The organism is Pantoea sp. S62 (assembly GCF_016658625.1).
Taxonomy (GTDB): domain Bacteria; phylum Pseudomonadota; class Gammaproteobacteria; order Enterobacterales; family Enterobacteriaceae; genus Pantoea; species Pantoea vagans.
In genome coordinates, this window is the sequence record NZ_JACVVI010000002.1 from 1 (window position 1) to 19,275 (window position 19,275).

Here is a 19,275-nt window from a genome sequence, read left to right on the forward strand (position 1 = left end):
CGGCAACGGGCGCACCTCAGGGATGAGGTGCGTAATCGCGCGGGCCGAGCGGCCATGGATGGTTTAAGCGACTTTCCGATCTGACCGTGTTGCCTTCGCAGACTCGGTCTCACCGCTGGGTATGGCAGACTTTGTCAGCAATCTCGTTGAGGGACATTGTTAACGCGTTAGCGCAGCGTTTCCTGCTGAAAAGCGTAGCCGCCATCATGGGGAATAAAGCTCAGACGATGCGTGATGCAGGCGGGCGCATCTTCGGCATGATGGGAAACAAACAGCAGCTGCGTGCGACCTTCGCCAATCAGCACATCGACGAAGCGCCGTACCAGCTGACGGTTAATCGGGTCGAGGCCTTGGAGTGGCTCGTCCAGAATCAGCAGCGTCGGATGCTTAACCAGCGCGCGGGCAATCAGCACCAGCCGCTGTTGTCCCCATGAGAGCGAGTGGAACGGCGCATCGCCCAGCCGGTTATCCATTCCCAGCAGTGTCAGCCACTGTTGTGCCAGCGCTTTCTGCCGATCGGACGCCGCCTGATACAGACCGATGGAGTCGAAGAAACCCGACAGGATCACCGTCCGCACATTGGTGCTGACGCGATAATCGAGGTGCAGGCTGCTGCTGACATAGCCAATATGCTGTTTGATATCCCAGATGGTTTCGCCACTGCCGCGACGACGGCCAAACAGGGTGAGATCATTGCTGTAGCCCTGCGGATGATCGCCGGTTACCAGACTCAGCAGCGTCGATTTTCCGGCGCCGTTCGGACCGACAATCTGCCAGTGCTCGCCCACGTTAACTTGCCAGTTCAGCCCCTGAATCACCGGCTTATCATTGTAGGAGACGGTGCCGTTGCGCAGGATAACGCGCGGGGCATCATCCGCCAGTGAAGGCAGCTGATCCGGCACATCCGCTTCGGGCAGCGCCATACCCATCAGCTGCTCACTGTGTGCCAGCTGTGCCACCAGCGCTTCCGTTAAGATCGTCTGGCGCGGGCCACTGTGCGTGAGCGTGCACTCCGCCAGCACACCCACCTGCTGAACGAAATCGGGAATATCGTCAAAGCGATTAAGCACCAGCACCAGCGTAAACGCCGGATGCTGCAGATTGCATAACGTGTCGGTCAGGCTGGCACGCGACGCCACATCCAGTCCGTCAAACGGCTCATCTAAGATCAGCAAATCTGGCTGGTTCATCAGGGCCTGGCAAAGCAGGGTTTTGCGGGTTTCGCCGGTTGAGAGATATTTGAAGCGGCGTGACAACAGCGGTTCGATGCCAAACTGCTGTGCCAGTTGTTTGCAACGTTCCGGCTGCTGCACTTCCGCCTGAATCACCTCTGCCACGATCAGCCCGGTATCCTCTTCGCCTTCGCTGAGCATATCGGTGTTGTTGCGCTGCCACTCCTGCGCCACCAGCGTCTGTAACTGCTCCAGCGACAGACGGACCGGCCTTGTGAAATCGCTGCTCACTGAACCCGCAAGCGGCGGCAGTTCACCGGAGAGTGCGCGCGCCAGTGAGGATTTACCGCTGCCGTTGGCACCGACAAAGGCCCAGCTTTCGCCGCGCTGAAGTTCCACCTGATTCAGCGTCAGTATCCGGGTATCGCTAAGATGAAACGTGCCTTGCAAAATATGCAATGAAGCCATGATTTGTTCCATTTTCTGCATCGTGTCATTGAGTTGTAACCATTGGCTGTAATGATGTCAAATCAGCTGCTAGAGCAGGGTGGCGACGATGGCGTTCTCCGCATTGAAACTGGCGATCACCGCGTCGCCGGGCTGCAGCTTCAGCTGCTGTAGCTGTTCATTAGTAAGAGTGGCACACAGGGTTTCGCCGCTGGCGAGCTGCATCAGCACCTCAGTCATCTGCTCACCCGGTTCGATGGCAGTGACGGTGGCGGCCAGCTGATTGTCTTCCTCTGCGGCGTCACGACTGATGCGGATCCACGGCGCTTTGATCAGCACCAGCACCTCTTTACCCGCCGCCAGCTGCAGACGATCGGCGCTGCGCTGGGTCAGCGCCACATTGAGCTGAGTGACGCCATCAGCCAGCTGAATCAGCAGATGCTGAACCACCTGCTGCGCATCGTTGCTGACCACGGTGCCGAACAGCTGGTTGCGGGCGCTGGTCTGCAGTGAGAAGCGAGCGATGGCCGCCAGCAGGCTGTCGAGCGGCAGCGTATCCTGCTGCAGCGCATCGAAGGCTTTCTGCTGGATCTGCTCCATCAGATGAAACAGCTGAATCAGGCGTTCACCGTAGCGGGTCAGCGTGGCTCCGCCGCCGCCTTTGCCGCCGGTTGCCCGCGCCACCAGCGTCTCATCCGCCATCTGGTTCATCTCATTAATCGCATCCCAGGCACTTTTGTAACTGATGCCAGCCAGCTTCGCCCCCTGACTGATCGATCCGGTCTGCTGGACGCGTTTCAGCAGCTCAATACGCCGCGGATCGGCAAACAGTTTCTGTTGTAAACGGATATGAAGGGATAGTTCAGCTTCCATGACAGCTCCGGCAAAGGGTTAAGGCGAAGGCCGATGATAGCGGCGTTTTATGACCAAAGTAAAAGCACGAAAAGGGCTGCGCAAAATTTTACTGACCCGTTACAATCACTTTTTTGTTAGCAGAGTGAGACTCTCCATGCTGGAATTACTGAAAAGCCTCGCCGTGGCCGTACTGATGGTCCCTGTGGTAATGGCGCTGATGCTGGGTATGATTTATGGCCTGGGTGAAGTGTTTAATATCTTCTCTAAAGTGGGTCATCGCGAAAAATCTTCAGCCCGTTCGCATAATTAATTTCTGCCACGCCCGCCATCCTGGCGGGCGTCGTCATTTTTGTAACGCACCGATTCAACCTTCTCTGACGCCTGCCGATAATTTACTGAACCTCCCTGATATTGCGTTATATTATCCGCTACACAACGAATAGCCGGAGAGAATCATGTCATTTAATTACACCCGCTGGGGCGTCGCGGCGCTGGTTACCGTGTCGCTGGCCGGACAGGCCGTGGCCGCCGATAACATTACCGTGTTTGCCGCGGCTTCGCTGACCAATGCGATGCAGGATATTGCCAGTCAGTATCAGAAGGAAAAGGGCGTAACGGTCGTCTCTTCGTTCGCCTCATCCTCCACGCTGGCGCGTCAGCTTGAACAGGGCGCGCCTGCCGACCTGTTTATCTCTGCCGATCAGCAGTGGATGGATGATGCCGTAGCGAAGAAAAGCGTGATCACCCGCACCCGCTACACCCTGCTGGGCAACGACCTGGTACTGATTGCGCCACGCAGTGCCGCAGCTAAAGCGGTGACGCTGGATCCTCAGACCGACTGGAAAACATTGCTGCACGGCGAACGTCTGGCGGTTGGCGATCCGGACCACGTTCCGGCGGGAATTTACGCCAAAGAAGCGCTGCAAAAACTGGGCGCCTGGGACGGCGTTGCGCCCGCGTTAGCGCCCGCTAATAATGTGCGGGCAGCGCTGGCGCTGGTCGAGCGTAACGAAACGCCTTATGGCATTGTCTACGGTTCGGACGCCGTCGCCAGCGACAAAGTGCAGGTGGTGGGGCGTTTTCCGGCAGACAGCCATAAACCGGTGGAATATCCGATGGCGATCGTAAACGATCACGACACGGCTACCGTTAAAGCCTTTTATGATTACCTGAAAGGGCCGCAGGCTGCGGCGATTTTCAAACATTACGGATTCACACCAACGAAATGATACTCAGCGATCCCGAATGGCAGGCAGTACTACTTAGCCTCAAAGTCTCTGGCATAGCCGTGCTGGGCAGTCTGCCGTTTGGCATCCTGATGGCCTGGATTCTGGTGCGCTGCCGTTTCCCCGGCAAAGCGCTGCTCGACAGCCTGATTCACCTGCCGCTGGTGCTGCCGCCGGTAGTGGTGGGGTATCTGCTGCTGGTTAGCCTGGGACGACGCGGGATCATTGGTGAAAAGCTGTTTGACTGGTTTGGTTTCAGCTTTGCGTTCAGCTGGCGCGGTGCGGCACTGGCGTCTGCCGTCATCGCCTTTCCACTGATGGTACGCGCCATCCGGCTGGCGCTGGAAGCGGTGGATAGCCGGCTGGAGCAGGCAGCGCGTACGCTGGGTGCCGGACGCTGGCGGGTCTTTTTCACCATTACACTGCCGCTGACGTTGCCGGGTGTGATCGCCGGAACGGTACTGGCGTTTGCCCGATCGCTGGGCGAATTTGGCGCCACGATCACGTTCGTTTCCAATATTCCCGGTGAAACGCGCACGCTTCCGCTGGCGATGTTTACCCTGATCGAAACGCCCGGTGCAGAGGGTGCGGCGGCGCGACTCTGCGTGATCGCTATCGTGCTGGCACTGGGTTCACTGCTGGCGTCGGAATGGCTGGCACGGGCAGGCCGTAAGCGGATGGGAAGCTGATGCTATCACTCAACTTTATGCAGCAGCAGGGCGATCATCAGCTTGAGGTCGATCTGCAGATCCCGGCCAAAGGGATCACCGCCATTTTCGGTGTTTCCGGTGCCGGTAAAACCTCACTCATCAACGCCATCAGCGGACTGACTCAGCCGCAGCGCGGGCGAATTGAGCTTAACGATCGCCTGCTGTTTGATGCAGAGCAGAAGATTGCGCTGCCGCCGGAAAAACGCCGCATCGGTTATGTGTTTCAGGATGCTCGGCTGTTCCCGCACTACCGGGTCCGGGGCAACTTGCAATATGGTATGGCGCCGTCAATGAAAGCGCAGTTCGACAGTCTGGTCTCGCTGCTGGGGCTGGAGGCGCTGCTGTCGCGCTTTCCGCTGTCGCTGTCGGGCGGTGAAAAGCAGCGGGTCGCGATTGGCCGGGCGCTGCTGACCGCACCGGATATGCTGCTGCTGGATGAGCCGCTGGCGTCGCTGGATTTGCCGCGCAAACGTGAACTGATGCCGTATCTGCAAAAGCTGGCGAAGCAGGTCGATATTCCGATGCTCTACGTCTCGCACAGTCTGGATGAAATCCTGCATCTGGCTGATAACGTGCTGGTGCTGGATGCGGGCAAGGTTAAAGCCTTTGGTCCGCTGGAGCGGGTCTGGAGCAGCAGCGCGATGCGGCCCTGGCTGCCGGTGAGCGAACTGACCAGCGTGCTGCGGGTGCAGGTGCTGGAGCAGCATCCCGACTATCCGATGACCGCACTGTCGCTGGGCGATCAGCACATCTGGGTCAGCCGGGTAAATCAGCCGGTGAAAACGCCGCTGCGTATTCGCATCGCCTCATCCGATGTTTCGCTGGCGCTGCAACCGCCGCAGCATACCTCCATCCGCAACATTTTACCGGCACAGGTCGTTGAGCTGCTGGAGGTCGGAGACCAGGTAGAGGTGAAGCTGCGTATCGGCATCAGCGAACTCTGGGCGCGCATCACGCCGTGGGCGCGCGATGAACTGGGCATCCGGCCCGAACAGTGGCTCTATGCCCAGATTAAAAGCGTCTCCGTGACGCCCTGATTACAGGACGAACTGACGGAGAGTATCGGCAATACCGGTTTCAAGGTTAGTGCCGATCACCTTTTTCGCCCGTGCTTTGATCGCCTCGTCGGCATTGCCCATCGCCACGCCCAGTCCGGCCGTTTCCAGCATGCTGAGGTCGTTGTAGTTATCACCAAATGCGATCACATCGGACATGCTCAGCCCCAGCGATTCAACCCACTGCGCCAGCCGTTTGCCTTTGCTGTTGCCGCCTTTAGCGATATCCACCTGATCGTGCCATGACCATTCGCAGGCCAGCCCCAGCTCCGCTTCCACCGCAGTGGCGAACTGTTGCAGCTCCTGATGATTGTCGTGCGACAGGGCAAACTTCCAGATCGAACCGGCGTCACGTGCCGCCTGGGCTAAATCAGGCACCTGACGGAACAGCGGACGCTGATGCTCAGGCAGCGATTCGGCCCATTTCAGCGTGCGCATCACGTGACCGGTCGGCGTCTGATAGAGCATCGCATCATCCACGTAAAGCAAGCCGTGAATCTGCTGCTGATCCAGCCTCTCAATGACCTGTAACGCCAGCTGCGGGTCGAGAGGATCGGACGCCAGCACCTGTTTCGCCTGGTAATCATACAAATAGGTGCCATTACAGCAGATTGCGGGTGTATCCAGTTGTAGTGCCTGATAAAAAGGGTGGATAGCGCAGTGATGGCGTCCGGTCACAATAGCGACATGAACACCCGCCTGGCGGGCCTGGTTCAGTGCGTCAATTGACTGCGGCAGAATCGTTTTGGCTGGGGTCAGCAGCGTGCCGTCGAGGTCGAGGGCAATTACCCGGTAGCTCATTCATCCTCTCGTTTTTTCAGGTTTGCAGAGGCTGAAGTCTACACCTGTCCACGGTCCGGAGACAAAAAACAGGGCACAAATGATTCCAGCGCAGGCCAATAAAACACGCTACAGTGATTCACAGATCATGATCAGGCAGCAAAAAAGGAGAATGCATGAAACAGGTTGTCTACACCGCCAGTCCCGAGAGCCAGCAGATTCACGTCTGGCAGATGAATGATGAGGGTGCGCTGACGTTGCTTCAGGTGATTGATGTCGCCGGCCAGGTTCAGCCGATGGTGGTGAGTCCGAAACGCGATTTTCTCTATGTCGGTGTGCGTCCCAATTTTCGCGTGCTGGCGTTCCAGATTGCCGCCGATGGCACGCTGACCGAAGCCGGTCAGGCACCGCTGCCGGGCAGTCCGACCCACATTTCCACCGATCGCGAGGGCCGGTTCCTGTTCTGCGGTTCCTACAATGATGCCTGCGTCAGCGTCAGCCCGATTGGCGATGATGGCATTCCGCAGGCCCCGCTGCAGGTGATCAACGGTTTGGATGGCTGCCACTCGGCCAATATCGATACCGATAACAAGACACTCTATGTACCGGCACTGAAGCAGGACCGTATCTGTCTGTTTGCGCTGGGCGCAGACGGTCAGCTGACGCCGCGCAAACAGGCGCAGGTCACGACGGTAGAAGGCGCAGGTCCGCGTCATATGCAGTTTCATCCGGGCGGGCAGTTTGCTTACTGCGTCAACGAGCTCGACAGCACGGTTGATGTCTGGGCATTAAATACCGGTGAAGGCGAAGCAGAAAGCGTGCAGACGCTGGATATGATGCCGCCTGACTTCAGCGGTACGCGCTGGGCAGCCGATATTCATCTGACGCCGGATGGCCGTTTCCTCTACGCCTGCGATCGCACCAGCAGCACGCTGGCAATTTTCAGCGTCAGCGAACTGGGCGATGAACTGACGCTGGAAGGGTTCCAGCCGACGGAAACGCAGCCGCGCGGGTTCAATATCGATCACAGCGGACGTTTTCTGGTGGCGGCGGGACAGAAATCGCATCACATCGAAGTGTATGCGATTAGCGAACCGAAGGGGCTGTTACAGCCGCTGGGACGTTATGCGGTAGGGCAGGGCCCGATGTGGGTGGTGATTCATCAGCTGCAGGCGTAACGCATCCTGAAAAACGCCTCTCCTGAGCGGGAGGGGCGTGAGATTGTTAACGAAGTCTGCCACTGCCAGCTATGAGATCGTGCAGACACAGGGAATAGGGTCAGATCAGAAAGACGCAAAAGCCACCATCCATGGCACGCTCGGCCCGCGCAATTACGCACCTCATCCCTGAGGTGCGCCCGTTGCCGGGCCAACGCGTTGCGTTGTTCAAAAACGCTCCCGGCGTTTTTGTCCCTGGCGCGGGACGCTTTCCTCTTCTGACCCTGTTCCCTGCTATTTAAGCTAATGCGTTGCTGCCAGATCATTTAGCTTTGGGTTTGTCAGTTGTCAGTCTTACTGATAATTCACGGTCAGCGAGGCGCTCGCCAGGGCGTGGAAATGCACATTAAAGCCGACCATTGCGCCACTGGCGCCTTCATCCACCTCAATCGTCTCCACATCCAGCGCATGCACGGTGAAAATGTAGCGATGGGTTTCGCCCTGTGGCGGTGCCGCGCCACCATAGCCCGCCTGACCGAAATCGGTGCGGGTCTGGATTGCGCCTGCTGGCAGTGACGCTTTGCCGGAACCGGCACCCTGCGGCAGTGACGTGGTGCTGGCCGGAATATTCGCCACGACCCAGTGCCACCAGCCGGAACCCGTCGGCGCATCAGGATCGTAGCAGGTCACCACAAAACTTTTGGTGCCTTCCGGTGCCGCTTCCCAGGCAAGATGGGGAGAGATATTCTCGCCCTGATAACCCATGCCGTTGAAAACATGCTTTTCTGGCATCTTCTCGCCGTCATTAAAATCCTGACTAAAAACGCGCATCACATCTCCTTAACTGTCGATGAATAGCCTTTCATCATAACCAAAAGCGCCACCAGTGCCAGTGGTCAGCCCGCTTCAGGCGGCAAAATGTTGCGAATGTTCCAGCGCGCCGCCAATTGCCTGCACCAGCTGACTCAGTGCCTGGGGCGTGATGATGTAGGGCGGCATCAGGTAAATCAGCCGACCGAATGGCCGGATCCAGACGCCCTGTTCAACAAAGAACTGCTGCAGCGCCGCCATGTTGACCACCTGATGGGTTTCCACCACGCCAATCGCCCCCAGCACGCGCACATCGGCCACCTGCGGTGAACGGCGCAGCGGCAGCAGCTCAGCCCGCAGCTGCTGTTCGATTGCGGCCACCTGACGCTGCCAGTGACCGTCCGCCAGCATGCTCAGGCTCTCCGCCGCCACCGCACAGGCCAGCGGATTGCCCATAAAGGTCGGGCCATGCATAAAACAGCCTGCCGCGCTGCGGCTGATGGTGTCGGCGACGTCGCGGGTGGTCAGGGTCGCTGCCAGCGTCATCATGCCGCCGGTCAGCGCTTTGCCGACGCAGAGAATATCCGGGGTAATGCCTGCATGTTCACAGGCAAAGAGCTTGCCGGTGCGGCCAAAGCCGGTAGCGATCTCATCCGCTATCAGCAGTACGCCATAGCGGTCGCACGCTTCCCGCACCTGCTGCAGATAGCGCGGATGATAGAAACGCATGCCGCCCGCACCCTGCACAATCGGCTCAAGGATCACCGCTGCCAGCTGCCGGTGATGCTGTTCGATCAGTCGGGCGAAATCATCGAAATCGCGTTCGTCCCATTCATCATTAAAGCCGCAGGCCGGTGCCGCCGCAAAGTGGTGCTCAGGCAGATAACCGCGCCACAGACTGTGCATCGAGTTATCGGGATCGCAAACCGACATCGCGGCAAAGGTATCGCCATGATAGCCGCGCTTCAGCGTCAGGAACTGCTGGCGCGTCTCACCCCGGCCCAGCCAGTACTGTAGTGCCATCTTCATCGACACTTCCACCGCCACCGAGCCGGAATCGGCCAGGAAGACGCACTCCAGCGCCTCGGGCGTCATCGCCACCAGCTGACGGCAGAGCGCCACTGCTGCCGGATGGGTAATGCCGCCAAACATCACGTGCGACATCTGCGTGACCTGCTCCGTTAGCGCCCGGTTCAGTCGCGGGTGGTTGTAACCATGAATCGCCGCCCACCACGATGACATTCCATCCACCAGCTCACGGCCATCGGCCAGCTGCAGCTGAAAACCCTGCGCAGCGACGACCGGGTAGCAGGGCAGCGGATCCTTCATCGAGGTGTAGGGATGCCAGATGTGCTGGCGGTCAAAACGGGCATCATCGGAGGAGAAAACGGGGGTAGTCATCGGAGTTGTAAACCAAAATAAAAAAATATAGTTTACAAGTATACCCCTGCTTTCTGTCGGGATGACACCCTTTTCTGGAGTACGTAATGGCTCAACGCTGGACAATTGCACAGGCGCAAGCGCTGTTTGATCAACCTTTTCTTGAACTGATGTTTAAAGCGCAGCAGGTGCATCGTCAGCACTTCGACCCGCGCCAGGTGCAGGTCAGTACCCTGCTGTCGATCAAAACCGGCGCCTGCCCGGAAGATTGCAAATATTGCCCGCAGAGCGCGCGCTACAAGACCGGCCTGGAGTCGGAACGTCTGATGGAAGTGGAGGAGGTACTGACCTCCGCGCGTCAGGCCAAAGCCGCCGGTTCGACCCGTTTCTGCATGGGTGCCGCGTGGAAAAACCCGCACGAGCGCGATATGCCCTACCTGGAAAAGATGGTCGAAGGCGTGAAGGCGATGGGAATGGAAACCTGCATGACGCTCGGCACGCTCAGCGATCAACAGGCGCAGCGGCTGGCGGGCGCGGGCCTCGATTACTACAACCATAACCTCGACACCTCACCGGAATTCTATGGCTCCATCATCACCACCCGCAGCTATCAGGAACGTCTGGATACGCTCGGCAAAGTGCGCGACGCCGGAATCAAAGTCTGTTCGGGCGGCATCGTCGGCCTGGGCGAAACCGTGAACGATCGCGCCGGTCTGCTGGTGCAGTTAGCCAATCTGCCGACCCCGCCGGAGAGCGTGCCGATCAACATGCTGGTTAAAGTCAAAGGCACGCCGCTGGCGGATAACGATGACGTTGAACCGTTCGATTTTATCCGCACCATCGCGGTGGCGCGCATCATGATGCCGACCTCGCATGTGCGCCTCTCCGCGGGCCGCGAGCAGATGAGCGAGCAGACTCAGGCGATGTGCTTTATGGCCGGGGCGAACTCGATTTTCTACGGCTGCAAACTGCTGACCACGCCGAATCCGGAAGAGGATAAAGACCGCGTGCTGTTCCGCAAACTGGGGCTGAACCCGGAGCATACCCACACCCAACACGGCGATCAGCAGCAGGAAGAACACCTCAGCGAGCAGCTGTTCCATGCCGATACAGAACAGTTCTACAACGCGGCGCTGTAATGAGCTGGCAGCAACGACTTCAGCAGGGGCTGGCGCAGCGCCGTGCGGCCGATGGCTGGCGACAGCGTCGAATCATCGATCAGCAAGCCACCCGCACGTTAGAGAGCGGTGGCCGCCGCTATCTGCACTTCTCCAGCAATGACTATCTCGGTTTAACCCGCCATCCGGCGGTGATTGCGGGCTGGCAGCAGGGCGCGGCGCTGGCGGGCGCGGGGGCGGGTGCCTCAGGTCACGTCACCGGTTATCACCGTCAGCACGCCGAACTTGAGGCGCAGCTGGCCGACTGGCTCGGCTATGACCGTGCGCTGCTGTTTATCTCCGGCTTCGCGGCCAATCAGGCAGTGATTCATCTGCTGGGCGAGAAAAACGATCGCATCCTGGCCGATAAACTCAGCCATGCCTCGCTGCTCGACGCCGCCAGCCACAGCCCGGCGCAGCTGCGGCGTTTCAGTCATAACGACCCGGAGAGCCTGACGGCACGGCTCGCGTCACCCTGCGAGGGGGAAACGCTGGTGGTGACCGAGGGGATTTTCAGCATGGATGGCGACAGCGCACCGCTGGCTTCGCTGGCGCAACAGACGCGTCAGGCACAGGGCTGGCTGCTGGTGGATGATGCGCACGGCATCGGCGTGGCAGGTGAGCAGGGGCGGGGCAGCTGCTGGCAGCAGGGCGTTAAGCCGGAACTGCTGGTGGTCACTTTTGGCAAAGCCTTTGGCGTCAGCGGTGCCGCGCTGCTGTGCGATGCGGATACCGCCGACTATTTCCTGCAGTTCAGCCGGCATCTGATCTATTCCACCGCCATGCCCGCTGCGCAGGCTGTGGCGCTACAGGCGGCACTGCGCGAAATTCAGCAGGGTGATGCGCTGCGCCAGCTGTTGCAGCAGAACATTGCGCATTTCCGGCGTGGCGCGGCCGCGCTGCCGTGGCAACTGATGGACTCAGCCAGCGCGATCCAGCCGCTGCTGATCGGTGAAAATGGCGATGCGATGGCGCTCTCGGCGCGGCTGGCGGAGGCGGGCTGCTGGGTCAGTGCGATTCGGCCACCTACCGTGCCGCCGGGAACGGCCCGGCTGCGCATTACCCTGACGGCGGCACATCGCCCGGAAGATATCGATCGGTTACTGGAGGCGCTGCATGACGCTGCGGGTTGATAAGCAGGCGGTGGCACGTGCCTTTGGTCGGGCGGCCAGCCATTACGATGCCCATGCGGCACTGCAACGGCTCAGCGGCGAGGCGCTGCTGGCACGCGCACCGGCTCACAGCGGGCTGCAGCTGCTGGATGCCGGGTGTGGCACCGGCTGGTACAGCAGGCTGTGGCGCGAACGCGGCAAACAGGTCACGGCGCTGGATCTCTCACCACAGATGCTGCAACAGGCGCGGGACAACGACGCGGCGCAGCACTATCTGGCGGGCGACATCGACGCGCTGCCGCTGGCGGATAACAGCATCGACATGGTGTGGAGCAACCTGGCGGTGCAGTGGAGTGAGGATCTGCCCGGCGCGCTGCGCCAGTTCCGGCGGGTGCTGCGGCCCGAGGGCACGCTGCTGTTTTCCACGCTGGGCGACGGTTCGTTGCATGAGGTGCATGAAGCCTGGTCCCATCTGGATGCGTTACCCCATGCTAACCGCTTTCTCAGCGAGGCGGAGATTGCGGCGGCCTGCCATGCAGAGCAACTGGTTTGCAGCGCAGAAAGGGTGACGCTGCATTTTCCCGATGCGCTCAGTGCCATGCGTTCGCTGAAAGGGATTGGCGCGACCCATCTGCATCAGGGCCGCGACAGGCAGATACTCACCCGACAACGGCTCAACCAGTTAGAGGCACACTGGCCGCGCGATCGGCACGGCTATCGCCTGAGTTACCATTTAATTTACGGAGTTACGCTTTCATGAAACGGCTTTTTATCACCGGCACCGACACCGAAGTCGGTAAAACGGTCGCCAGCGGCGCACTGTTGCAGGCAGCCGCCGCAGCGGGCTACCGCTGTGCGGGCTACAAGCCGGTTGCGTCAGGCTGTGAGATGACGCCAGAAGGCATTCGTAACAGTGATGCGCTGGCGCTGCAGCGCTTCAGCAACGTGCCGTTAAGCTATCAGCAGGTCAATCCGCTGGCGTTTATGGAGCCGACCTCGCCACACATCGTCAGCGCCGAAGAGGGCAGGCCGATCACCCATCTGGCACTGTCAGCGGGTCTGGCGGCGCTGGAGCCACTGGCGGACTGGATTCTGGTCGAGGGTGCAGGCGGCTGGTACACCCCGCTGTCAGAGACGCACACCTATGCGGACTGGGTGGTCAGCGAACAGCTGCCCGTGATTCTGGTGGTGGGAATTAAGCTCGGCTGCATCAACCACGCCATGCTCACCGCCGAGGCGGTGCGTGCGTGCGGCCTGCCACTGGTGGGCTGGATCGCCAACACCGTCGAGCCGCCTGGCAAACGCTATCAGGAATATCTCACCAGCCTGAAGCAGCGACTGCCTGCGCCCTGTCTGGGCACCATTCCGTATCTCACCGATGCGCAGCAGCAGGCCTCCTGTGGACAGTATCTGACGCTGCCAGAGTAAAAAACTGGCCCCACCGGCTTTTGCTCAATCAGTATGAGCCTGTGCAGTGCTCACCAGCCTGAACGTCAGGTTGTTGCGCGCTGCCTGCAATCCTGACGCCTGCCGTGACAGGGACTCAGCGTCAGGCCACCGTCAGCCACTTATCCACGGTGTGGTCATCGAGCTGCTCCATGCTGCCCTGCGCCACATTACGGCCACGGTGCAGCAGCAGGAAATAGTCCGCCACCCGCCGAATCAGCGACAGGCGCTGCTCCAGCAGCAGGATGGTCAGCCCGTAGTCGAGGTTAAGCCGGCGGATCAAGTTGCCCATCTCCTCTTCCAGCCACGGTGACATCCCATCAGTCGGCTCATCCAGAATCAGCAGTTTGGGCTGCAGCACCAGCGCGCGCGCCAGGGCCAGCTGTTGCTGCTGATCGATGGGCAGATCGCCGCTGCGCTGCTGGCGCAGGGAGTAGAGTGCCGGGAACAAATCAAAGACCATTTCGGGAATGGCGCGATGACGATCGCGCTGGCTGGCACCCGCCAGCAGGGCAATCAGCAGGTTATCTTCCACACTCATCTGGGTAAAAATATGGCGGCCCTGCGGCACATAGCCGATGCCCATCTGCGCCCGCTGTTCGGCCGGTTGCAGCAGCAAATCTTCCGGCGGCGAGCCATCCTCTTTCCAGGAAATGGTGCCGCTGTTAATCGGCAGTCTGCCCATGATGCAGTTGACCAGCGTGGTCTTGCCCATGCCAGGACGGCCCAGAATGCCGGTGCAGGTGCCAGGCGACAGATCCAGGTCCACATCCCACAGGATATGGTTCTGACCGTAAAATTGATTTACCGAACGTAGACTCAGCATCTGACACTCTCCTTCCCGATCATTAGCCTGATTGCTTCCGCTCTTTGTCGTCTGGCAAACAAGTCATCAGCAACGGCAGCCTCACCATTGCAGCACAGTGCGCGTAAAGCGCGGTGACGTTACTGACTCCTGCAATTCCCAGGCCAGATCTTAAAACGGCCCTGTTTCCTGCTGCAGTGCGCTGTATCAGGGAGGAAAGGTGAGAAAAACTTATCAATTACCCATGGTCATCACGCGCCTGCACTTTTACAGTGCCTGTGGGCGCTGTTTGTGGTGCAGACGTGCTGCGGTAACGCAGAATGTCTGATTAAGAATCTTAGTGGAACGATGAAAATTTGCGTGCCACGCCAGGCGATAGAATAAAAATGCAGAATAATCCGTCAGCAGCCGACGCGAAATTTAACGCAAAAAAATTATTTTCAACGAGGCGGGACGGCAGGGAAAAATTATACACAGCTGATGGCGGCGGGGCTGCCATCACTTATCCACTATTCCTGTGGATAACCTTGTGCATTAGGTAATGAAAACCGGTTAGAAGCGAGGAAATACGCGGCCTGGTAACATAATGACGAGATTCTGGCCTTATTAGCTTAAACCAGTAAAATCAGCTGGTTATCAAAAAACAAGCCTGCGAATTTTCTGTCAGGTAACCGAACTGTAATTTTGTGACGTTCTATTGACAAATGTTAAATCCGATCCCGGTCTGGGGATAACATTGCGCAACACGCTTTGCGATATCACGTATCTGAAGCAGGCGGGCTAAGTCTTACCCTGATTGCATTAACCTTGCACGATTACTGTTTTTATATCCAGTATTATTTTCTGGCAAAATCACCATAGCAGAGTAAAATAAGTGGCTGCCCGCCGACTTCTCCAGCAGGAACTGCATTCATGACCAAAGCTTTTAAACTCAATTCCGCCTTTAAACCTTCGGGCGACCAGCCTGAGGCGATCCGTCGCCTGGAAGAGGGGCTGGAGGATGGACTGGCCCACCAGACCTTATTAGGCGTAACCGGCTCCGGTAAAACCTTTACCGTCGCCAACGTCATTGCCGACCTCAATCGCCCGACGATGGTGCTGGCACCGAACAAAACGCTGGCGGCGCAGCTCTATGGCGAGATGAAAGAGTTTTTCCCGGATAACGCCGTCGAGTTTTTCGTCTCTTACTACGACTACTATCAGCCTGAAGCCTATGTGCCGAGCTCCGACACCTTTATTGAAAAGGATGCGTCGGTGAATGAACACATCGAACAGATGCGTCTGTCAGCGACCAAGGCGCTGCTGGAGCGGCGCGATGTTATCGTGGTGGCGTCGGTTTCGGCGATCTACGGTCTGGGCGATCCCGATCTCTATCTGAAAATGATGCTGCACCTGACCCGCGGCATGATTATCGATCAGCGCAGCATCCTGCGCCGCCTCTCAGAGCTGCAGTACACCCGCAACGATCAGGCGTTTCAGCGCGGCACCTTCCGCGTGCGTGGCGAAGTGATCGATATCTTCCCAGCGGAGTCGGACGATATTGCGCTGCGCGTCGAACTGTTTGACGAAGAGGTCGAGCGTCTGTCGCTGTTCGACCCGCTGACCGGGCAGATCGATTCAGTGGTGCCGCGCTTTACCATCTATCCCAAGACGCACTACGTCACGCCGCGTGAGCGCATTCTGCAGGCGATGGAAGACATCAAAGTCGAGCTGGCGGACCGCCGCCGGGTGCTGCTGGAGAACAATAAACTGCTGGAAGAGCAGCGTATTACTCAGCGTACCCAGTTTGATCTGGAGATGATGAGTGAGCTGGGCTACTGCTCCGGCATCGAGAACTACTCGCGCTATCTCTCCGCACGCGGACCGGGCGAAGCGCCACCGACGCTGTTTGACTATCTCCCTGCCGATGGCCTGCTGGTGGTGGATGAGTCGCATGTCACCATCCCGCAGATTGGCGGCATGTATAAAGGCGACCGGGCGCGCAAAGAGACGCTGGTGGAGTATGGCTTCCGCCTGCCGTCGGCGCTGGACAACCGTCCGATGAAGTTTGAAGAGTTTGAGGCGCTGGCACCGCAGACCATCTATGTCTCGGCAACGCCGGGCAAATATGAGCTGGAAAAATCGGGCGACGAAGTGGTCGATCAGGTGGTGCGTCCTACCGGTCTGCTGGATCCGATCATCGAAGTGCGTCCGGTCGGCACCCAGGTTGACGATCTGCTGTCGGAAATCCATCAGCGCGTGGCGATCAACGAACGTGTGCTGGTGACGGTGCTGACCAAGCGCATGGCGGAAGATCTCACTGAATATCTGACGGAGCATGGCGAGAAGGTGCGCTATCTGCACTCCGACATCGACACCGTAGAGCGTATGGAGATTATCCGCGACTTACGTCTGGGTGAGTTTGATGTGCTGGTGGGCATCAACTTACTGCGTGAGGGGCTGGATATGCCGGAAGTGTCGCTGGTGGCGATTCTGGATGCGGATAAAGAGGGCTTCCTGCGTTCCGAACGATCGCTGATTCAGACCATTGGTCGTGCGGCGCGTAACATCAACGGTAAAGCGATTCTCTATGGCGATAAAATCACGCCGTCGATGGCGCGTGCCATTGAAGAGACAGAGCGCCGCCGCGAGAAACAGCAGCTGCACAACGAAAAGAATGGCATTGTGCCGCAGGGCCTGAACAAGAAGATCACGGATATTCTGGAGCTGGGCAAGAATGTGGTGAAAACCCGCGGCAAAGCGAAACCGGCTCGTCCTGGCGAGGCTCAGGCACTGGCCGATTTCCAGCTGTTAACGCCGCAGGCGCTGCAGAAGAAAATCCACGAGCTGGAAGGGCAGATGCAGCAGCACGCGCAGAACCTGGAGTTCGAACAGGCGGCCAGCGTGCGCGATCAGCTGCATGAGCTGCGAACGCTGTTTATCGCGGCCTCGTAGTGCCGTTAAAGCTCTGAATGGCGTGTTCCAGCGCCACCCGTAACAGCTGGCGGTCGTGACGATATTTAATGTCGGCGGCCTCCAGCGGTTCACGGACAATCAGCCGGTTTTCAATGCCCTCTGTGGCGACCGACGGTCCGACCACGACGGCATCGATCACCCGCTTGCCGATATAACGTTCCATCATCTGAAGCTTGTCAGCCACTGAAAGACTGGCCGCGGCGGGGCTGAGCTCACGGCCCAGATTGCCGATAAACACCATAGTGGCAGGCGTGCGACGCAGGGCCTGTGCCATCTCTTCCATCAGCAGAATCGGCATCAGGCTGGTGTAGAAACTGCCTGGACCAATCAGGATCAGATCCGCTTCTGCAATGGCCTGCAGCGCTTCCCGCGTCGGCTGGACGTTGGGATGCAGCATCAGCTCCTGCGGCGGCTGCTTCATCTCATCGATGGCGGTTTCGCCGTAAACCATATTGCCTTCGGCATCCATCGCCACCAGGTCCACCGGCTGCTCCGACATCGGGATTAAAAAGGCGTCGACCTTCAGCAGGTTACGGATGATGTTGATCGCTTCCAGCGGGCGAACGCTCAGATGATCCAGCGCCCGTAGCATCAGATTGCCGAGGTTGTGACCGGCCAGTTCGCCGTTACCGGCAAAACGGTACTCGAACATCGCGGAGGCGACGCTGGGTTCTGCAATCAGCTGGTTAAGACAGTTGCGCATGTCGCCCCAGGCGATACCGCCTTCGGATCGACGAATGCGGCCGGTCGATCCGCCATTATCGGTGGTGGTGACGATGCCGGTGAGACGGGAGCCCAGCGGGGAAAGGGCCGACATCACGCGGCCTAAACCGTGTCCGCCGCCCAGTGCCACAACGCGATCAAGATCGGCCAGTGTGCGATTCATACTTCTCCTTAACATCTCGTCGCGTAGCGTGGCTCTAAACGCTAATCCCGCGCGGATGACTTGCGTCAAAATCTGGATCGCATTTTAACGTATCCTGTCGCGAAAATGCGGTGAAAATTCGATATGTATAAGAATATATAGCGAAAAGAGCAAATGGAAGAGTGAGGAAATTCACGCTACCATCATGTTTACCGCGCTGATCAACGGGTCAGCGTACACTCAAGCCTGAATGCCTAAGTCTGCGGATAGGGGGTTCAGGCCGTAGCCATCGAGCTGCCAGGGTGCAGGAAGAAATGACTGCATCTCCCAATCTGGAAAGGTGTTCTGGTGTCACAATTTACTGATGCATACGCGCGTAAGTTCTATTACCTGCGCCTGTCGGTCACGGATGTCTGTAATTTCCGCTGTACCTATTGTCTTCCTGACGGCTACAAACCGCAGGGAATTCGTAACAAAAGCTTTCTCTCTCTGGATGAAATCCGCCGCGTCACGCGGGCTTTCGCCGCAGCCGGAACCGAAAAAGTGCGGCTGACCGGTGGTGAGCCGTCGTTGCGCCGTGATTTCACCGACATCATTGCGGCAGTGCGTGAAAACGCCTCTATCCGCCAGATCGCAGTGACCACCAATGGCTACCGGCTGGCGCGCGACGTGAAACAGTGGCGCGACGCGGGTCTGACCGCACTCAACGTCAGCGTCGACAGCCTGGATGCCCGTCAGTTTCACGCTATTACCGGTCAGGATAAATTCCATCAGGTGATGAGCGGCATCGACGCGGCGCTGGACGCCGGTTTTCGTCAGGTCAAAGTCAACAGCGTGCTGATGCGCGATCTCAACAGCCGCAATCTGGCCACGTTCCTCGACTGGATCCGCACCCGTCCGATTCAGCTGCGCTTTATCGAACTGATGGAGACCGGCGACGGCGGCACGCTGTTCCGCGACCAGCACGTTTCCGGCATGGTGATCCGCGATCAGCTCATTGCCCAGGGCTGGCAGCGGCGCGAAAGCGGACGCAGCGACGGCCCGGCGCAGGTCTTTTATCATCCCGACTATGTCGGCGAGATTGGCCTGATCATGCCTTACGCCAAAGATTTCTGTGCCAGCTGCAACCGTCTGCGCGTCTCGGCGCAGGGAAACCTTCACCTGTGCCTGTTTGGTGACGGCGGCATACCGCTGCGTGACCTGCTGGCGTCCGATGAGCAGCAGGCCGAACTGCAGGCGCGCATTGCCAGCAGCCTGGGGCAGAAGAAGCAGACGCACTTCCTGCATCAGGGCAACACCGGCATCACACAGAATCTCTCTTACATTGGCGGCTAATTTCAGGA

The 19,275-nt window shown here is 58.7% G+C and carries 18 protein-coding genes and 1 riboswitch; of the genes, 11 read left to right on the forward strand and 7 right to left on the reverse strand.

Annotated features, from left to right (window positions below; genetic code table 11):
• Positions 1 to 167: 167 nt before the first annotated feature.
• Together modF and modE are read right to left on the reverse strand one after the other, a co-directional pair.
• On the reverse strand, positions 168 to 1,640 hold the full coding sequence (gene modF, locus IBT54_RS02530) for a molybdate ABC transporter ATP-binding protein ModF (protein WP_201251523.1): 1,473 nt from the start codon (positions 1,638 to 1,640) through the stop codon (positions 168 to 170).
• Positions 1,641 to 1,709: 69 nt separating this feature from the next.
• Positions 1,710 to 2,492 (reverse strand): molybdenum-dependent transcriptional regulator, encoded by a 783-nt coding sequence (modE, locus tag IBT54_RS02535; protein ID WP_095707537.1) that lies wholly within the window; start codon positions 2,490 to 2,492, stop codon positions 1,710 to 1,712.
• 136 nt (positions 2,493 to 2,628) lie between these two features.
• On the opposite strand from modE, the gene IBT54_RS02540 reads away from it, so the two are divergent.
• The 4 genes from IBT54_RS02540 to modC all read left to right on the forward strand — a co-directional run bounded on the left by IBT54_RS02540 (position 2,629) and on the right by modC (position 5,447).
• Entirely contained in the window at positions 2,629 to 2,784 is a 156-nt protein-coding gene (locus IBT54_RS02540; RefSeq protein ID WP_033731900.1) for an AcrZ family multidrug efflux pump-associated protein, read from the forward strand.
• 145 nt (positions 2,785 to 2,929) lie between these two features.
• A complete protein-coding gene (gene modA / locus IBT54_RS02545; RefSeq protein WP_041456714.1) occupies positions 2,930 to 3,703 on the forward strand; it encodes a molybdate ABC transporter substrate-binding protein in 774 nt (257 codons plus the stop codon).
• Complete coding sequence (modB, locus tag IBT54_RS02550) at positions 3,700 to 4,389, forward strand: molybdate ABC transporter permease subunit (protein ID WP_013357173.1); 690 nt, start codon at positions 3,700 to 3,702, stop codon at positions 4,387 to 4,389. The genes modA and modB overlap by 4 nt, the downstream gene beginning before the upstream one ends.
• A complete protein-coding gene (gene modC, locus IBT54_RS02555; RefSeq protein WP_013357174.1) occupies positions 4,389 to 5,447 on the forward strand; it encodes a molybdenum ABC transporter ATP-binding protein ModC in 1,059 nt (352 codons plus the stop codon). The genes modB and modC overlap by 1 nt, the downstream gene beginning before the upstream one ends.
• Here the strand turns inward: modC and IBT54_RS02560 are convergent, their stop codons facing one another.
• Positions 5,448 to 6,266 (reverse strand): pyridoxal phosphatase, encoded by an 819-nt coding sequence (locus IBT54_RS02560; protein ID WP_095707536.1) that lies wholly within the window; start codon positions 6,264 to 6,266, stop codon positions 5,448 to 5,450.
• A 155-nt stretch (positions 6,267 to 6,421) separates the two neighbouring features.
• On the opposite strand from IBT54_RS02560, the gene pgl reads away from it, so the two are divergent.
• Positions 6,422 to 7,423: a 6-phosphogluconolactonase gene (pgl, locus tag IBT54_RS02565; protein WP_013357176.1), complete on the forward strand. Its 1,002-nt coding sequence runs from the start codon at positions 6,422 to 6,424 to the stop codon at positions 7,421 to 7,423.
• 333 nt (positions 7,424 to 7,756) lie between these two features.
• Here pgl and IBT54_RS02570 read toward each other — a convergent pair whose 3' ends face one another.
• Both IBT54_RS02570 and bioA read right to left on the reverse strand, forming a co-directional pair.
• Positions 7,757 to 8,233: a kinase inhibitor gene (locus IBT54_RS02570; protein WP_013357177.1), complete on the reverse strand. Its 477-nt coding sequence runs from the start codon at positions 8,231 to 8,233 to the stop codon at positions 7,757 to 7,759.
• A gap of 75 nt (positions 8,234 to 8,308) precedes the next feature.
• Complete coding sequence (gene bioA, locus IBT54_RS02575; protein WP_147788512.1) at positions 8,309 to 9,613, reverse strand: adenosylmethionine--8-amino-7-oxononanoate transaminase; 1,305 nt, start codon at positions 9,611 to 9,613, stop codon at positions 8,309 to 8,311.
• Positions 9,614 to 9,699: 86 nt separating this feature from the next.
• On the opposite strand from bioA, the gene bioB reads away from it, so the two are divergent.
• From bioB to bioD, 4 genes are read left to right on the forward strand one after another with little or no spacing between them, the layout of a single operon-like run.
• Positions 9,700 to 10,731 (forward strand): biotin synthase BioB, encoded by a 1,032-nt coding sequence (gene bioB, locus IBT54_RS02580; RefSeq protein WP_033782361.1) that lies wholly within the window; start codon positions 9,700 to 9,702, stop codon positions 10,729 to 10,731.
• The gene (bioF, locus tag IBT54_RS02585; RefSeq protein ID WP_147788511.1) at positions 10,731 to 11,882 is read left to right on the forward strand and encodes an 8-amino-7-oxononanoate synthase; all 1,152 of its coding nucleotides are present in this window, start codon (positions 10,731 to 10,733) and stop codon (positions 11,880 to 11,882) included. The genes bioB and bioF overlap by 1 nt, the downstream gene beginning before the upstream one ends.
• Positions 11,866 to 12,621, forward strand: coding sequence for a malonyl-ACP O-methyltransferase BioC (gene bioC, locus IBT54_RS02590; protein WP_201251524.1), 756 nt, complete (start codon positions 11,866 to 11,868; stop codon positions 12,619 to 12,621). Before bioF ends, bioC begins: the two co-directional genes overlap by 17 nt.
• A complete protein-coding gene (bioD, locus tag IBT54_RS02595; protein ID WP_147788509.1) occupies positions 12,618 to 13,289 on the forward strand; it encodes a dethiobiotin synthase in 672 nt (223 codons plus the stop codon). Before bioC ends, bioD begins: the two co-directional genes overlap by 4 nt.
• A gap of 121 nt (positions 13,290 to 13,410) precedes the next feature.
• Here the strand turns inward: bioD and IBT54_RS02600 are convergent, their stop codons facing one another.
• Positions 13,411 to 14,133: an ABC transporter ATP-binding protein gene (locus tag IBT54_RS02600; protein WP_013357183.1), complete on the reverse strand. Its 723-nt coding sequence runs from the start codon at positions 14,131 to 14,133 to the stop codon at positions 13,411 to 13,413.
• A gap of 891 nt (positions 14,134 to 15,024) precedes the next feature.
• Here IBT54_RS02600 and uvrB point away from each other — a divergent pair.
• A complete protein-coding gene (gene uvrB / locus IBT54_RS02605; RefSeq protein ID WP_033731912.1) occupies positions 15,025 to 17,046 on the forward strand; it encodes an excinuclease ABC subunit UvrB in 2,022 nt (673 codons plus the stop codon).
• Here the strand turns inward: uvrB and yvcK are convergent.
• Positions 17,030 to 17,953, reverse strand: a complete 924-nt coding sequence (yvcK, locus tag IBT54_RS02610; protein WP_013357186.1) for a uridine diphosphate-N-acetylglucosamine-binding protein YvcK — start codon at positions 17,951 to 17,953, stop codon at positions 17,030 to 17,032. The two genes, uvrB and yvcK, sit on opposite strands and share 17 nt — an antisense overlap.
• A 204-nt stretch (positions 17,954 to 18,157) precedes the next feature.
• A riboswitch (molybdenum cofactor riboswitch) is annotated at positions 18,158 to 18,291 on the forward strand.
• Here yvcK and moaA point away from each other — a divergent pair.
• Positions 18,281 to 19,267 (forward strand): GTP 3',8-cyclase MoaA, encoded by a 987-nt coding sequence (moaA, locus tag IBT54_RS02615; RefSeq protein WP_061061958.1) that lies wholly within the window; start codon positions 18,281 to 18,283, stop codon positions 19,265 to 19,267. It overlaps the preceding riboswitch by 11 nt.
• Positions 19,268 to 19,275: the final 8 nt, after the last annotated feature.

Bases quoted from the DNA above. Each gene is read 5' to 3' on its own strand.
- modF (WP_201251523.1), bottom strand. From the start codon at position 1,640: ATGGCTTCATTGCATATTTTGCAAGGCACGTTTCATCTTAGCGATACC.
- modE (WP_095707537.1), bottom strand. From the start codon at position 2,492: ATGGAAGCTGAACTATCCCTTCATATCCGTTTACAACAGAAACTGTTT.
- IBT54_RS02540 (WP_033731900.1), top strand. From the start codon at position 2,629: ATGCTGGAATTACTGAAAAGCCTCGCCGTGGCCGTACTGATGGTCCCT.
- modA (WP_041456714.1), top strand. From the start codon at position 2,930: ATGTCATTTAATTACACCCGCTGGGGCGTCGCGGCGCTGGTTACCGTG.
- modB (WP_013357173.1), top strand. From the start codon at position 3,700: ATGATACTCAGCGATCCCGAATGGCAGGCAGTACTACTTAGCCTCAAA.
- modC (WP_013357174.1), top strand. From the start codon at position 4,389: ATGCTATCACTCAACTTTATGCAGCAGCAGGGCGATCATCAGCTTGAG.
- IBT54_RS02560 (WP_095707536.1), bottom strand. From the start codon at position 6,266: ATGAGCTACCGGGTAATTGCCCTCGACCTCGACGGCACGCTGCTGACC.
- pgl (WP_013357176.1), top strand. From the start codon at position 6,422: ATGAAACAGGTTGTCTACACCGCCAGTCCCGAGAGCCAGCAGATTCAC.
- IBT54_RS02570 (WP_013357177.1), bottom strand. From the start codon at position 8,233: ATGCGCGTTTTTAGTCAGGATTTTAATGACGGCGAGAAGATGCCAGAA.
- bioA (WP_147788512.1), bottom strand. From the start codon at position 9,613: ATGACTACCCCCGTTTTCTCCTCCGATGATGCCCGTTTTGACCGCCAG.
- bioB (WP_033782361.1), top strand. From the start codon at position 9,700: ATGGCTCAACGCTGGACAATTGCACAGGCGCAAGCGCTGTTTGATCAA.
- bioF (WP_147788511.1), top strand. From the start codon at position 10,731: ATGAGCTGGCAGCAACGACTTCAGCAGGGGCTGGCGCAGCGCCGTGCG.
- bioC (WP_201251524.1), top strand. From the start codon at position 11,866: ATGACGCTGCGGGTTGATAAGCAGGCGGTGGCACGTGCCTTTGGTCGG.
- bioD (WP_147788509.1), top strand. From the start codon at position 12,618: ATGAAACGGCTTTTTATCACCGGCACCGACACCGAAGTCGGTAAAACG.
- IBT54_RS02600 (WP_013357183.1), bottom strand. From the start codon at position 14,133: ATGCTGAGTCTACGTTCGGTAAATCAATTTTACGGTCAGAACCATATC.
- uvrB (WP_033731912.1), top strand. From the start codon at position 15,025: ATGACCAAAGCTTTTAAACTCAATTCCGCCTTTAAACCTTCGGGCGAC.
- yvcK (WP_013357186.1), bottom strand. From the start codon at position 17,953: ATGAATCGCACACTGGCCGATCTTGATCGCGTTGTGGCACTGGGCGGC.